The organism is Aquirufa sp. ROCK-SH2, assembly GCF_054558315.1.
On record NZ_JBPXKB010000001.1, the window covers coordinates 337,385 to 351,564 of the forward strand.

Annotated in this window: 15 protein-coding genes; 4 read left to right on the top strand and 11 right to left on the bottom strand. The window is 34.1% G+C overall.

The genetic code is table 11. The annotated features are described in order from the left end of the window. Positions 1-20 precede the first annotated feature (20 nt). Together V7S79_RS01425 and V7S79_RS01430 are read left to right on the top strand one after the other, a co-directional pair. On the top strand, positions 21-1,232 hold the full coding sequence (locus V7S79_RS01425) for a PAS domain-containing sensor histidine kinase (protein ID WP_459488729.1): 1,212 nt from the start codon (positions 21-23) through the stop codon (positions 1,230-1,232). Between the two features lie 4 nt (positions 1,233-1,236). Further along, on the top strand, positions 1,237-2,301 hold the full coding sequence (locus tag V7S79_RS01430; protein ID WP_459488731.1) for a response regulator: 1,065 nt from the start codon (positions 1,237-1,239) through the stop codon (positions 2,299-2,301). 230 nt (positions 2,302-2,531) lie between these two features. On the opposite strand, the gene V7S79_RS01435 is transcribed toward V7S79_RS01430, so the two are convergent. The 8 genes from V7S79_RS01435 to V7S79_RS01470 all read right to left on the bottom strand — a co-directional run bounded on the left by V7S79_RS01435 (position 2,532) and on the right by V7S79_RS01470 (position 11,134). Next, positions 2,532-3,218: a sulfite exporter TauE/SafE family protein gene (locus V7S79_RS01435; protein WP_459488733.1), complete on the bottom strand. Its 687-nt coding sequence runs from the start codon at positions 3,216-3,218 to the stop codon at positions 2,532-2,534. 1 nt (position 3,219) lies between these two features. Next, positions 3,220-3,672: a FixH family protein gene (locus V7S79_RS01440; protein WP_459488734.1), complete on the bottom strand. Its 453-nt coding sequence runs from the start codon at positions 3,670-3,672 to the stop codon at positions 3,220-3,222. Further along, positions 3,665-5,065, bottom strand: a complete 1,401-nt coding sequence (ccoG, locus tag V7S79_RS01445) for a cytochrome c oxidase accessory protein CcoG (protein WP_459488736.1) — start codon at positions 5,063-5,065, stop codon at positions 3,665-3,667. The genes V7S79_RS01440 and ccoG overlap by 8 nt, the downstream gene beginning before the upstream one ends. A gap of 41 nt (positions 5,066-5,106) precedes the next feature. After that, on the bottom strand, positions 5,107-5,310 hold the full coding sequence (locus V7S79_RS01450) for a YgaP family membrane protein (protein ID WP_459488737.1): 204 nt from the start codon (positions 5,308-5,310) through the stop codon (positions 5,107-5,109). 33 nt (positions 5,311-5,343) lie between these two features. Continuing rightward, entirely contained in the window at positions 5,344-6,081 is a 738-nt protein-coding gene (locus V7S79_RS01455) for a cbb3-type cytochrome c oxidase N-terminal domain-containing protein (protein ID WP_459488739.1), read from the bottom strand. 198 nt (positions 6,082-6,279) lie between these two features. Then, positions 6,280-8,406: a cytochrome-c oxidase, cbb3-type subunit I gene (gene ccoN / locus V7S79_RS01460; protein ID WP_459488741.1), complete on the bottom strand. Its 2,127-nt coding sequence runs from the start codon at positions 8,404-8,406 to the stop codon at positions 6,280-6,282. Between the two features lie 7 nt (positions 8,407-8,413). Continuing rightward, a complete protein-coding gene (gene ccoS / locus V7S79_RS01465) occupies positions 8,414-8,578 on the bottom strand; it encodes a cbb3-type cytochrome oxidase assembly protein CcoS (protein WP_459488743.1) in 165 nt (54 codons plus the stop codon). Between the two features lie 105 nt (positions 8,579-8,683). Beyond that, the gene (locus V7S79_RS01470; protein ID WP_459488745.1) at positions 8,684-11,134 is read right to left on the bottom strand and encodes a heavy metal translocating P-type ATPase; all 2,451 of its coding nucleotides are present in this window, start codon (positions 11,132-11,134) and stop codon (positions 8,684-8,686) included. 133 nt (positions 11,135-11,267) lie between these two features. Between V7S79_RS01470 and V7S79_RS01475 the strand changes: the two genes are divergently transcribed. Then, a complete protein-coding gene (locus tag V7S79_RS01475; RefSeq protein WP_459488747.1) occupies positions 11,268-11,639 on the top strand; it encodes a cyclic nucleotide-binding domain-containing protein in 372 nt (123 codons plus the stop codon). A gap of 12 nt (positions 11,640-11,651) precedes the next feature. Beyond that, entirely contained in the window at positions 11,652-12,575 is a 924-nt protein-coding gene (gene hemF, locus V7S79_RS01480; protein WP_459488749.1) for an oxygen-dependent coproporphyrinogen oxidase, read from the top strand. Between the two features lie 60 nt (positions 12,576-12,635). Here the strand turns inward: hemF and V7S79_RS01485 are convergent, their stop codons facing one another. From V7S79_RS01485 to V7S79_RS01495, 3 genes are read right to left on the bottom strand one after another with little or no spacing between them, the layout of a single operon-like run. Next, a complete protein-coding gene (locus V7S79_RS01485; protein WP_459488751.1) occupies positions 12,636-12,938 on the bottom strand; it encodes a DUF1330 domain-containing protein in 303 nt (100 codons plus the stop codon). A gap of 4 nt (positions 12,939-12,942) precedes the next feature. Next, positions 12,943-13,455 (bottom strand): SRPBCC family protein, encoded by a 513-nt coding sequence (locus V7S79_RS01490; RefSeq protein WP_459488753.1) that lies wholly within the window; start codon positions 13,453-13,455, stop codon positions 12,943-12,945. Then, positions 13,456-14,034, bottom strand: a complete 579-nt coding sequence (locus V7S79_RS01495) for a TetR/AcrR family transcriptional regulator (RefSeq protein WP_459488754.1) — start codon at positions 14,032-14,034, stop codon at positions 13,456-13,458. Positions 14,035-14,180: the final 146 nt, after the last annotated feature.

Sequence of the window (14,180 nt, forward strand, 5' to 3'; positions counted from 1 at the left end):
TTTGGTTTTAATTAAATCTTTTGGAAACAAGTTTATCTTCCAATTTTCAGTTCGGCGCCATTTTTAATGAAGCAGCTATCGGGATTATCGTTACTGATTCCCAAAGCCGTATTATCCTATCTAATCGTTTTGCTGATAATTTATTTGGTTATGATGCTCAGGAGCTTATTGGGCAAAATATCTCGGTGTTAATTCCCAACCATTTAAAAGATCGCCATGCGCATCATCAAGCCAATTACATCAAAGCCCCGCAAGCAAGGCCAATGGGTGTTGGTTTGGATTTGAAGGCCAAAAGAAAAAATGAAACCTTATTTCCAGTTGAAATTAGCTTGAGCCATTTCAAAGAAAATGATCAGCTATTTCATATCGCCTTTGTCAGTGATGTAACTTTAAAAAGGAAGGTGGAAATGGAATTGATTTTAAAAAATCAAGAAATTAACCAATTAAATGAATCTTTGGAAGAAGAAGTGGAGGCTAGAACCCAAGCCTTACAAAATACCTTGGATCAATTAGAAGCAAATACCAAAGAGTTAGAAATCTCCCTTCAAAAAGAAAAAGAACTGGGCGATCTAAAAACCCGATTTGTCTCAATGGCATCTCACGAATTTAGAACACCTTTAACATCCATTTTAAGTTCAGCTTCTTTGATTGAAAAATATCAATTAACAGAAGAGCAGGCTAAAAGAGATGTACATATTCAACGTATTAAAGCTTCTGTAAGTCATTTAACAGAAATACTTGAGGAATTCTTATCCGTTGGAAAATTAGAATCAGGAACCATAGAATTACATCCTTCCCCCATCAATTTAAATGAATTTTTGACTGATTTCCTCCTAGATCTAAAACCTTATGAGAAGGCAAATCAGAAGATTCAATCGAAAATTCAAGTAGGAGTTTCATGGAATACCGACTTGTCCATTTTAAGAAAAATATTGATTAATGGCTTATCCAATGCTTTGAAGTTTTCAGAGAAAAATGTTTTTATAGACGTGTTTTCTTCTGAAAAGAGTCTCATTATTAAGATTAAAGATCAAGGAATGGGAATTAGTCAAGAAGATCAAAAACATCTTTTTGAGCGTTTTTTTAGAGGTAGTAATGCAACTGTGATTCCAGGTACTGGACTCGGATTACATTTGATAGATCGATACATAAAATTACTCGGAGGAAGTTTAGAAATTATTTCCGAACTGAACAAAGGAACAGAATTAATCATTCAACTTCCTGAATTATAAACATATGGCGAAGAAAATATTAATCATCGAAGATAGTGTAGATATCCGTGAAAATACGGCTGAATTATTGGAACTTTCGGGATATGAAATCGAAGTAGCTTCAGATGGAATTGAAGGGGTCAGAAAAGCGAAAGCAATTCTTCCTGATTTAGTTATATGTGATATAATGATGCCTCATTTAGATGGATTTGGGGTATTGCAAGTATTTTCTTCTCAGCCTAATTTAGCTAGAATACCTTTTATTTTCCTTACTGCTAAAACAGATCGGAGTGATATGCGAAAAGGAATGGAAATGGGTGCTGACGATTATCTGACCAAACCCTTTCAGGAAGTCGAATTGTTAAGAGCCATTGAATCTCGCTTGAAAAAGAAAGATATAGGAAGAATTGATTTTAAACTCGAAGAGAAAAACTCTGATTATGAATTAGCCAAAGAAGCCATTAGCTTTTTGGATTTCGAAAACTTTGAAGGAGAAAAAAAAGTACAAGTTTTCAATAAAAAGAATACCATTTATTCCGAAGGCGACTCTCCTATTCGGCTGTATTATTTACAACAGGGGAAAGTGAAAACCTTTCATACCAATCAAGAAGGTAAATATTTTATAACTTCATTTATCAATGAAGGTGATTTTTTTGGTTTTGTGGATATTTTAGAAAATCAGAATTACAGAGAGAGTGCAGAAGCATTAGAAGATTGCAAAGTTTTGAGCTTTTCGGCATCCGATTTTAATCAATTATTAAAAAAGAATATTCATTTAGAAATACATTTTAGAAAGGCCTTAACCTCCTACTTAATAAAGAACGAGCAATTATTATTTTCAATGGCCTACCAATCTCTTCGAAAACGAGTTGCTTTAGCCCTTTATGACTTGGCTCTAACGTATGGAAATGAGAACCAAACTAAAATTAGCATTCGCTTATCCAGAGAAGATTTAGCCTCCCGAGTTGGCACTGCAACCGAATCAGTCATTCGAACCTTGAGCGACTTTAAAAAAGAGGGATTAATTGAAATCAAAGGTGCTGAAATGACTTTGTTGAATGTTAATGCTTTGAGGGATTTGAAATACTGAGGAAGAGAGAAAAGAGAAGAGAGAAAAGAGAAAACTGGGAAAGAGAAGATAGAAAAGAGAAGATAGAAAAGAGAAGAGAGAAAAATTTTAGGAAAACAGTCTTATTGATTCTTAATGGCTTAATGTTTAAAAACTTTGTGAATTTGTATTAACATAAAGGGCACGGATTTTTCTCTTTTCCCGTTTTCTCTCTTCTCTCTTCTCTCTTCTCTCTTCTCTTTTCTCTCCTCCTAAAACGGATGACAAACTATCGGGGTTAATTTAGAATTTTTAAGATAGTCAGATTGACTAGCCACAATGCCAAAAACAGCTCTGAAAAGTAAAATAAGGGCCACAATTGTTCCTAGGTATTTGATGTAGGAAGTACTTTTTTTGTTTTTATTACCTAACCATTTGATCCCCCAAAAACTTGCTTGAAGCGCAGGAATAGTGGCAATTCCAAAAGTTATCATACTCAGAAAACCATACCAAGCATTCGGTTGAATCAATGCAACACTTAATCCGCCCAATACCAATCCACAAGGCATCAGCCCATTGCTCATGCCCAATAAAAAATACCCTGAGATACCAATTTTAGAGCCAATTTTTTGAATTGGTCTTCCCAAAAATCGATACAAAACACTTAAAAATGAATCGCCGATTTTACCTAAAGTGAGTAACAATAAAACAATGCCAGAAAATAGGTAGAAATAATACCAACTAGATGGGAAAATCCAAACGGAACCTAATTTTGCAACAAGTAAGCCCAATAAACCATACATAAATATTCTGCCCAATTGATATAAAATACTTCTCGGTCTGGTTTGTGGATTTGTCAATGATTGTACTTTAATATGCGACATCAATGGTCCGCACATGGCAATACAATGCCAACTGCCAGCCAAACCAATCAAGAAGGTATAATACCAAGTTTGCATATTAAGGAATATGGAAGCGCGACTCAGAGATATAATTTTCTCCTTGGTTCAACCATGTCAAAGTTACTTTCCAAGGTCCTTTATTCAAAAATCGAGTTTCAAGAATCCAAATCGAATCTTTAGGCACTTTTGAAATGAAATGCATATCCTCTTTTTGTGTAGAGGGTTTGTAAAAATCTACTTTCATTTGGCTGGTTCCCTTAGGAATTTTAATTTGTGCCAATTGATAATTGGAGTCAAATGTTATTTCAGCTCTATCTTTGAGTAATTGTGTTTTTTTACGAGTGTCAATCTTTTCTTGAAATTTCTGGCCATCTTCATAATAATGATCTCCTACTAAATCAATCTCTTGATTCGACATATTGATATAGAAATATGCCATAAACAGTCCAAATAACAAGAAAGTAACAATGATTCCATGGCCCCAAGTGAAGCCTTTATTTTTATTATTCATCTGGTTGTATAAAGCTAGTTTTTAAAATTTCAGTTTCACCGTTCGAATTGGTAATCAGCAATTTAATTTTTTCGTGATCCTTTTTTAGACCACTTTTGATTTTGATAAAGAATTCAGATTTACTCATTTTACTTTTTTCCAAGTTAGAAATAGGTTTTCCTACCCAAACGATATAAAACGGCTTCTCCACTTCAATTTTAAAATTTTGATTCTCCAACGATTTATTCAAAATTTCTAATTGATACAAATTACTTACTTCGTGTTTTTTCTCATCAACTTGGAAAGTCATTCCCGGTGTTCTTAACAAGGTGCTTTCCCAAGGTTTTCTGCTCAGAAGCAAATATCCAAATACACTCAATAAAATGACCAATAGTGCTGAATAAGCCATAATTCTTTTACTGAATTTTAATTTAGTGCCTGAATTGATGCCATTTAAGGAATCGTAACGAATAAGATTTTTAGGTTTTTTTACCTTTTCCATTACCTCATCACAGGCATCTATACAGGCCGTACAACCGATGCACTCTAATTGGTTGCTTCCATTTCTGATATCAATTCCTGTTGGACAAACTCGAACACACCAATGGCAATCAATACAATCTCCTTTTTCAGTAGTATCTGTCTTACTTATCTTTCCGCGTGGTTCTCCCCTTTTATGATCATATTGCACCAATATAGAATTATTATCCAACAATACTCCTTGTAATCTTCCGTAAGGACAAACAACAATACAAACCATTTCTCTGAATCGGGCAAAAACGAAATAGAAAACGGCTGTAAATATCCAAATGGATATAAAACCTGTTAAATGCTCTGTTGGAGGCTCATTAATTAATTTTAACCATTCTTTTTTGCCCACAATATACATCAAGAAGGTATTGGAGATCGCAAATGACATGATTAAAAAAATCAGGTGTTTCGCTCCTTTTTTTAAGATTTTTTCCTGATTCCAAGGACTTTCATCCAATCTTCTTTGTGCTTTGTCATCTCCTTCAATTAAATATTCGATTTTTCGAAAGAACATTTCCATAAAAATCGTTTGAGGACAAGCCCATCCACACCAAATACGGCCAAAAATGACGGTAAACAAGCTAATGAATATTAAAAATGTCACTAACCCAATCGCCACTAAATGAAAATCTTGCGGGAAAAATGGAACTCCCCAAAAGATGAACTTGCGTTCAATGATGTTGAATAGAAAAAAAGGTTCGCCTTTTCTTTCAATCCAAGGCAAGCCAAACAATGCGATTAATAAAAAATAGGCAAAAGCACTTCTCAGCTTGTAAAGTTTGCCTATGATTCTACCCGGGTAAATCCATAAACGCTTTCCATCCTTTGATTGATTATAAAGATGATTTCTGTAATCATCATTATCTAAATTGATATTCGACATAAAAAATAAGGTCCGTTGCCGGACCTAAATTTAAAATTAAATTATTTTTCTCGACAAGTTGAAATACCAAAGGGCTTATACAATAAGCAAACTCGGGTTAATCCCGTCAATGCAATAACCGCGGCTACGATGTAGACAGGTATGGCTAAATCAGCAGGAATGATTTTAGAATAAGCTAAAATCCCTAAAATAATGGCGACGGAAAATCTAAATAATCGATCGCGTTTACCAATGTTCTTTTGCATAGTTATAAAGTTGTAAGTGTATAAATTATTGTTTTATTTTTCTTCTGTTCCTTGAGGTTCTTTTGCGCCTGCAGGATTAGTTCCTTTGATTGACAAAATAAACGATGAAACTTTTTGAATTTGTATCGGATTCAAGGTTTTATTCCAAGCAATCATTCCTTTTTCAGGAACGCCATTTGTAATTGTGTGAAACAAAGCTTTTACATTTCCTCCATGCAACCAAAAGTTGTCTGTTAAATTAGGTCCTACTCCTCCTTGACCCTTATCGCCATGACAAGCTACACAATTGGTTTTATAAATTTCAGAACCTTCAGTAATATCTTTTGCAGCTGTCAAAGCGGTAACATTATCTTCATTAACAGAATTAGCAAATTTTTTCATGTAAGCTTCTCTTGCTTTCTCGGCTATGGCTACTTCTTCCTTGTATTCAGCATCTTGTAGGTTACCATCTTGTAAAACATGGTAATTAATTCCATAAATGATTCCAAATAGAATGGTCAAATAAAATAAATACATAAACCATGGTGGCGTAGGGTTGTCTAGTTCCACAATGCCATCGTATTGATGTTCCATCGCAAGGTCTTTTTCTTCCTCTATTGGACGTAAACCAGTGAAGTTTTCCCACCAACTTCTATTTTCTTTTGTTTCTGCTTGGCTATCTCCTTGCGAAAGTCTTTTCAAAGCAGCTGACAATTGTATAGTAACAAACAAGATTACCATACTTGTTAGAATGATTAAACTCATTAACCAAATTTCTGTTGTATTGGCCATTTTTATAACGATTTATAATTTTCAAAAATATTTAATACCTATTCAAATGGTAAATTTTCCATTTTTTTAAGGTGCTTTTTATCCATCCAAAATAGATAAATTCCTACGAGTACAAAAAATACCATAAATACCATCAACGAGAAGATCATAAAGGCGTCTGCACCAGGAATGATTGAAATAAATTGCTTAAACATATATTTATTTTTTTGAAATGTCTGTTCCTAATCTTTGTAAATAAGCAATCAAAGCGATAATTTCCTTGTCCTCGGAAACTTTGATTTTTTCATTCGCTAAACGAGCTTGAATTTCTTTAGCTTGTACGGTTAAATCAATGACTGCATTGTTGATTTGCTGTTGACTATACGGTACACCCAATTTCTTCATCGCGGCCAATTTATCTTTCGTTTGCGATGTATTCAACGTTTGTTCAAATAACCAACCATAACTTGGCATGATCGATCCTGGCGACATAGCTTGTGGTTCTCTCATGTGAATGTAATGCCAAGAGTCTGGATATTTACCACCTTCTCTATGTAAATCGGGTCCAGTTCTTTTTGAACCCCACAAAAATGGATGATCATAAACAAACTCGCCTGATTTTGAAAATTCCCCATAACGTTCCGTTTCACTTCGGAATGGTCTAACCAATTGCGAGTGACATCCAACACAACCTTCTCGAATGTAAATATCTCTGCCTTCTAATTCCAAAGATGTATAAGGTTGTACAGCAGCAATGGTTGGTACATTTGATTTGACCATGAAAGTCGGAACCAATTCAACCAAAGAACCAATTAGAATCATGATTAAAGAGGCTACCAATAATTGAATAGGTCTTCTCTCAATCCAACTATGCCAATGTGCACCTTTGATTTCTTTCTCTTCTAAAATAGCCAATGGCGCAGCTTCAGCAGCTTCATCTGCAAGTAATGAACCTTGAGCCATTGTTTTGAACAAGTTGTAAGCCATGATAATTGCTCCAACCAAATAGAGTGTTCCACCAATTGCACGCATTTGATGCATTGGGATAATTTGCAAAGTAGTATCTAAGAAATTACCATATTGTAAAGTTCCTTCTGGAGTAAATTGCTTCCACATCATTCCTTGTGTGAAACCAGAGATATACATAGGAATGGCATAAAATGCAATACCTATCGTTCCAATCCAGAAGTGGGTTTTAACCATTTTTTCTGAATATAAGGTTGTTTGGAAAATTCTTGGGATCAACCAATACAACATAGCAAAAGTCAAGAATCCATTCCATCCTAATGCGCCAACGTGAACGTGTGCTACGATCCAATCTGTAAAGTGAGCAATCGCATTGATGTTCTTTAAACTCAACATAGGACCTTCAAAAGTAGCCATACCATAACAAGTAATACCTACTACCATGAATTTCAAAATAGTATTCTCACGAACTTGATCCCAAGCTCCACGTAATGTCAATAAACCATTGATCATACCACCCCAAGATGGAGCAATCAACATAATAGAAAATACAACTCCCAATGATTGCGCCCAATCAGGTAAACTACTATATAATAAATGGTGCGGACCTGCCCAAATGTAAATGAAAATTAAAGCCCAAAAGTGTAAAATTGACAAGCGATATGAGTAAACTGGGCGATTAGCCATTTTGGGTAAGAAATAATACATCAAACCTAAAAATGGAGTAGTTAAGAAAAATGCCACCGCGTTATGACCATACCACCATTGAACCAGGGCATCCTGAACCCCTGCATATACATAGTAACTCTTGAAAAATGAGATAGGTAATTGTACTGAATTGGTTAAGTGCAAAACAGCAACTGTAACAAACGTAGCTATATAAAACCAAATTGCTACATATAAATGTCTTTCTCTACGTTTGATAATAGTTCCAAACATATTAATACCAAAAGCAACCCACACCAAGGTAATGGCTATATCGATAGGCCATTCTAACTCCGCATATTCATGGGAAGTAGTAATACCTAGAGGTAGCGTTATGGCAGCTGCTACGATGATTAACTGCCAACCCCAAAAGTGGAAATTGGAAAGAAAATCACTAAACATTCTAGCCTTCAATAATCGCTGCAATGAATAATATACCCCTGCGAAAATGGCATTACCCACAAAAGCAAAAATAACAGCATTGGTATGCAAAGGACGAATTCTTCCAAATGATCCATATTGCGTAATATTAAATGCTGGTTCAAAAAGCTGAGAGGCAATGATAACCCCAACCAACATTCCTACAATTCCCCATATGATGGTGGCTATTGCGAAATTCCGAACAGTCTTGTTGTCATAGGAAAACTGCTCAAGTGTAGTCGTTTGTGAATTCATAAGCGTATTATTTGATTTTATTTTTTTGTAAGTCAATTTCTTCAGTAATGATTCGCAAGCTCGGTGTGACTAAATCCTCTTGTTGACCTGTTTTAATGGACCAAACAAAGGCTAATAAAAATCCAACGGCCATTAGTAAGCTGAGACCAATCATGATGAAGATAATTTCCATAGAACTTATTATTTGAGATAAAAAAGATATATATCCCTTATTTATTCGGTAAATGTCACAAAAAAAATGATAAAAAATTATGACTTTCATCACGTTTTGAAAGGTTTAATAATCTTTTAATCGGCTTTTTAATTGCTTTCCTTTCCAATTGATTCCAATGGTTGCAATCAATAGCATACTAATCGAATTCACAGGCATTAATATAGCTGCCACCAAAGGAGATAAGTTGCCTTGAACAGCAAAACTTAGGCCTATAAGGTTGTATATCACAGATAATATAAAACTTGTTTTAATTAACTTAATACCAAATTGACTGAATGAGATAAATTGAGGTAATTGATATAATCGATTTCCTTTTAAAATTGCATCGCTCGCTGGAGTAAAGTGTAAATGATCATCTGATACGGCTATTCCCAAATTGGCTTGTTGCAAAGCCCCTGCGTCATTCAATCCATCCCCCACCATCGCAACAATTTTACCCCTTGATTGCAAATCTTTGATGAATTCCATTTTTTCTAAAGGACTACATTCAAATTTCGTTTTTGAGGTATCAGGGAACCAATCTTTTAAACTACTACTATTCATCGATTTGTCCCCTGAAATTAAATATACATCAAAGGTGTTTTGTAATTGATGTATCATTCCTTCAATTCCTTTTCTGTTTTTCCATGGAAATTCAATGTAACCTAGCTTTTCCTCTCCTATTTGCAGGTATAAATGCGTTTCTGAGCTAAAAAAATCTTCCTTTTTCTTCGCGTCAACTTCGTTACCAATGAATTTTAAAGAACCAATTTTATACGTTTTTTGTCCAAATTGACCACTTAATCCTTTTCCTTGTATTTCTTGAAATTGACTTAATCCTTTTAATTTGATCGCTCCTTCTTCATTTAAATACTTGGCTAATTGGCGAGATAATGGATGTGTTGACTGTTGAGCTAAGGTGTAAAAGGCGTTCCAATCCTCTTGTTCCACCTCTCGGTTCAAGTTTAATTTTGGCAATTGATCATCTTGTAGGGTTAATGTCCCCGTTTTATCAAAGACCAAGGTATCCACTTGTGCCATTCTCTCTAATGCCTGAATATCTTTGAAATAGAAATGAAAGCCTGATAACCAACGAATTCCATGTCCCAAAGCAAACGGATAAGAAATTGCCAAGGCACAAGGACAAGCGATGATCAAAATACTAACTACTGCATTTGCCCATTTTGTTGGATCATGCTGTAACCAATAAATCGCCACCACTGACGCCAAACTTAATAATATGAGGGTAAAATAGACACCGACTCTATTTGCGAAATTTTCCCAGTTTTCCGATTTATAAATTGGATCTTTGAAAGCTTGTTGCTCCCATAATTGAGTTAAATGGCTATGTTTTAAATCATTTTTGATTAAAATTTCTATCGATTCACCATGGTGCTTTCCGCCTGCATATATTGGTTGATTCAATCCGATATCAACCAATTCACTTTCACCGGTAACAAAACTATAATCGATTTTGCTTTTCCCTTTGATTAAAATGGCATCAGCAGGAATGATTTCTTGATTTCGGACAATTAATTGATTCCCAATTTGAATTTCTTCCAATGGAGCATTTAACTCTTTTCCATGTTTATCAATTTTGGTAATAACCAACGGGAAATACGATTTATAATTCCTCTCAAATGATAAGAAATCAAAGGATTTTTGTTGAAACCATTTACCAATCAATAGAAAAAACAATAATCCTGAAACAGAATCGATATAACCTGCACCTGTTTGACTCAGAACTTCATATACACTTCTAGAATAGCCGACTACTAATCCCAATAAAATGGGTAACTCAATCGTCATTTTTCTAAGACGTATATGTGCCCACACATTGCTGAAGTAATCAGATCCCGCAAAAAATAGACTGACAGTGCCTAAAAGTAGATTTAGGTATCCGAATAATTGCTTGAATGCACCATCTTCTATGCCTAAATATTCAGGAAAACTGAATAACATACTGTTTCCAGCACAAAAACCCGCGACCCCAAGCTTAATTAAAAAAAGTGTTTCTTGCGAATTTCGTTTCTTCCTTGAGTTTCCTTCTTCTTGATTGGAGATCAATGGTTCATAACCAATCTTAGCAAGTAAGTTGGCCAAACTTCCTAAGCTTAATTCATCTTCTTTAAACCAAACCGTAAGGTCCTTTTTGCCAAAATTCAATTGCGTTTTAATGACACCCTCATGAAGTTTGGGTAGATTTTCCAACAAATACAAACAAGATCTACAATGTATAGCTGGTAAAATAAAATTCACTTTGGATAAATCGTCATTGGAAAATAAAATGAGTTTATCTCTGAAAGAAGGGCTATTTAAATAATCGAAATTTTTATTGCTGGGAGAAATTCCTGGATTAATATCGCACTCATAATAGTCTTCTAAGGAATGTTCATTTAATAGTTGATAAACTTTTTGACAACCCGTGCAGCAAAAATCTTTTTCTTCAAAATGGATGATTTCATCTTTGCAATTTTCCCCACAATGATAACATTGAGTCGCTTCTTCTACTTCCTTTAAGACTATTTGATCCATAACACAAAACTGAAATTGTTTCAAAAGTACTCAATTACTAAAATTAGCGCATGACTTTAAACATATTGAGATATGAGCATCGTCATAATTTCTTCTTTTCTAAGGTACTACTTTCGTATCATATTTTGAAACAATGAAAGATTTTTCCGAAATAACCCAGAAAATTATAGCGAGTGGCATAGAAATTAACTATTTGCCTACTGAGTATATTTTTCGTTTAGGTCAAAAGGCTGAATTTGTCTTTTATATGATGAGTGGGACAATCATGTTGACCTATTCAGATAATCAATCTCATACCCTTTCAAATAAACAATTATTTCTTGGATTACATGAAGCATTTGATTCTTTAAGGCATCAATTTTCTGCACAAATCATGGAGCCTTCTAAATTCTTAGTTTTCGATAAAAAGTATTTTCTGATGCTTTTGCAAGAATTTGATGTGGATCAAACGTTTTTTAACCAACAAATCCAAGATTTTGAATTATATCAACAATTAATACATTAAATCAGAAATATTATGATTGCTGAAGCCGAAATTGCCAATTTGTCGAAATTTCAAATTGCTGCCAAATTAAAAGAATTACAAGATACTATATGTTCTAAATTAGAGTTTTGCGATGGGAAAGCTAAGTTTCAAGAGGAAATTTGGACCCGTTCTTCAGGTGGAAGTGGTAGAACCCGTGTAATTCAACAAGGGAATGTACTGGAAAAAGGTGGAGTTAATTTTTCAGAAGTTTTTGGAAAAGCAACGCCAAGTATGTTAAAAGCTTTAGATATTCATGATACAGGGAATTTAGATTTTTTTGCCACAGGAGTTTCCATTGTTTTACATCCTTCTAGCCCGATGGTGCCCATTTCTCATGCGAATTTCAGGTATTTCGAATTGAGTAATGGAATGTCTTGGATTGGAGGAGGCATCGATTTAACCCCCATTTATGTGGTTCCTGAGCAAGCTCAATGGTTTCATCAACAATTAAAAGAGGTTTGTAATCGCCATGACGAAGCTTATTATCCGAAATTCAAAACATGGGCAGATGATTATTTCTTTATCGAACATCGTCAAGAAACTCGTGGTGTCGGTGGAGTCTTTTTTGATCATTTAAAACCAAATGATGAAAAATCATTGCCAGAATTGATTGATTTTTTACTTGATTTAGGCAATCAATTTGCGCCTATTTACACACATATTATCGATTTAAATAGAAATAAGCCATTTAATGAAGATCAAAAAAAATGGCAATTAATAAGAAGAGGCCGTTATGCTGAATTTAATTTAGTCTATGATCGTGGCACAAAATTTGGATTTGAATCACAAGGTAGAACAGAGTCAATTTTGATGAGTTTGCCACCACAAGCGAATTGGGAATATAATTATGTTCCTGAACCTGGTTCTGAGGAGGCAAAAACTTTATCCTTATTGAAAAAGAATATAGAGTGGTAAGTTATGATTGCACAGTCCCGTAAGATTTTATCCTTCGGGACTGTTTTTACAATCCTTGTTTTATTCACAAATCATCAAATCAACTTCCTGCAAATAAGCCTTTTTGCGCAATTCGTTTAAGTTGCTAAAGTCTTCGCTATTTTTCATTGCTTTGATTGCTTCTGCCGATGGAAATTCAAACACTGCGATAGCTTTGATATTTCCTTGGCCCATAATTTGTTCTTGAACCTTGAAACGTTGCATGTTTGAACCGCCAAATTTTTTAAATATCTCCACAATTTGAGATAAATAAGATTGAAAGCTTTCTAGGTCATTGTAGTTAGGAACCGCGTTGACGATTAGGTAGGTTTTGTTTTCTTGCATGATTTTACTGAAGCTTAGTAACTTCTTTTAAATTTAATTTAGTTTTCTCCGTTACAATTAATCCTGTTTCGATATATAATTTGTGACCCGCCATGATGCCGTCCAATAATTCAGCATTCATTTTTTTCATCATTAATTTATTCATTAAATCGAAAAATGAATTTTTCATTGTATAGGTCATATTACTAGACAAAATTGTCTCTTCTCCTGCTGACCGAATCGCTAAGTCTAAACTTAATTGATCTATACCTGGCATCTTTTTTAATTGATATACTTCAATTTTAATGTTTTCTAGTGCATTCCATTCGACTATGCGTTCTTCAGCACTGGCTCCCATCATGGTAAAATCACAATGACGAGTAGCTCCTACTCCTGAATTTTGAATCGATGTAACATAAGATTTGTGTACACTTGGATGTCCATGGCAAATATTGCCAAAATCAGCTAATGCATTCCATACAGTCTCTAAAGGCTGATTAATTTTAATTTCACGTCGAATGGTGGTTAAATTTTTCATTTATTTTAGTTGGTTAAATAATATATTTATGGATTGAATACTACTTTGATAATCTTTGGTGCTTTTTACACGAGTTAATAAACCATAAAAGGTAGAATGGATTAATTCAGTTAATGCTCTTGAGTTGATATTTCGAGTTAAACTGCCTTCAGCTTGGGCTTTTAAAACACATGGTTCAATGACGTCTAAAAATTGATCAAATTCTTGGGCTGTGGATAAGGCTATTTGTGGATTACTTACAGATAATTCAGCCATGATGTTATTGATATAACAGCCTGTGAATTCATTTTTTGGCTGTGCCTCAAACATGACATGATAGAATTTTTTTAATCTTTCAATCGCTAATTCACCTTTTTTTTCTTTTAATTGTTCGATGATTCTTTCAACATTTTTTTTACTGTAATAGTTGATCGTTTCTAATAAAAACAATTCTTTACTTTTAAATGCATTGTAAAAAGCTCCTTTTGTCATTCCCGTTTTTTTGCATATTTCATCTATTCCTAATGCACTATAACCTACCTTACAAAATAATGCTAACCCTAGTCGGACTACTTCTTCTTTATCGTGTTTTTTATTCATTTTAATAAATTATGATACAAATATATTTAAACAGAACGGTCGGTACAAATTATTCGTATAAATATTTACAAAATGTTTATAATCTGGAAAGAATCAACAACAAAAAAGCCATCTGTTGGCTGACGGATGGCTTTTTGTGTATAACT

Bases quoted from the DNA above. Each gene is read 5' to 3' on its own strand.
- V7S79_RS01430 (WP_459488731.1), top strand. From the start codon at position 1,237: ATGGCGAAGAAAATATTAATCATCGAAGATAGTGTAGATATCCGTGAA.
- V7S79_RS01435 (WP_459488733.1), bottom strand. From the start codon at position 3,218: ATGCAAACTTGGTATTATACCTTCTTGATTGGTTTGGCTGGCAGTTGG.
- V7S79_RS01440 (WP_459488734.1), bottom strand. From the start codon at position 3,672: ATGAATAATAAAAATAAAGGCTTCACTTGGGGCCATGGAATCATTGTT.
- ccoG (WP_459488736.1), bottom strand. From the start codon at position 5,065: ATGTCGAATATCAATTTAGATAATGATGATTACAGAAATCATCTTTAT.
- V7S79_RS01450 (WP_459488737.1), bottom strand. From the start codon at position 5,310: ATGCAAAAGAACATTGGTAAACGCGATCGATTATTTAGATTTTCCGTC.
- V7S79_RS01455 (WP_459488739.1), bottom strand. From the start codon at position 6,081: ATGGCCAATACAACAGAAATTTGGTTAATGAGTTTAATCATTCTAACA.
- ccoN (WP_459488741.1), bottom strand. From the start codon at position 8,406: ATGAATTCACAAACGACTACACTTGAGCAGTTTTCCTATGACAACAAG.
- ccoS (WP_459488743.1), bottom strand. From the start codon at position 8,578: ATGGAAATTATCTTCATCATGATTGGTCTCAGCTTACTAATGGCCGTT.
- V7S79_RS01470 (WP_459488745.1), bottom strand. From the start codon at position 11,134: ATGGATCAAATAGTCTTAAAGGAAGTAGAAGAAGCGACTCAATGTTAT.
- V7S79_RS01475 (WP_459488747.1), top strand. From the start codon at position 11,268: ATGAAAGATTTTTCCGAAATAACCCAGAAAATTATAGCGAGTGGCATA.
- hemF (WP_459488749.1), top strand. From the start codon at position 11,652: ATGATTGCTGAAGCCGAAATTGCCAATTTGTCGAAATTTCAAATTGCT.
- V7S79_RS01485 (WP_459488751.1), bottom strand. From the start codon at position 12,938: ATGCAAGAAAACAAAACCTACCTAATCGTCAACGCGGTTCCTAACTAC.
- V7S79_RS01490 (WP_459488753.1), bottom strand. From the start codon at position 13,455: ATGAAAAATTTAACCACCATTCGACGTGAAATTAAAATTAATCAGCCT.
- V7S79_RS01495 (WP_459488754.1), bottom strand. From the start codon at position 14,034: ATGAATAAAAAACACGATAAAGAAGAAGTAGTCCGACTAGGGTTAGCA.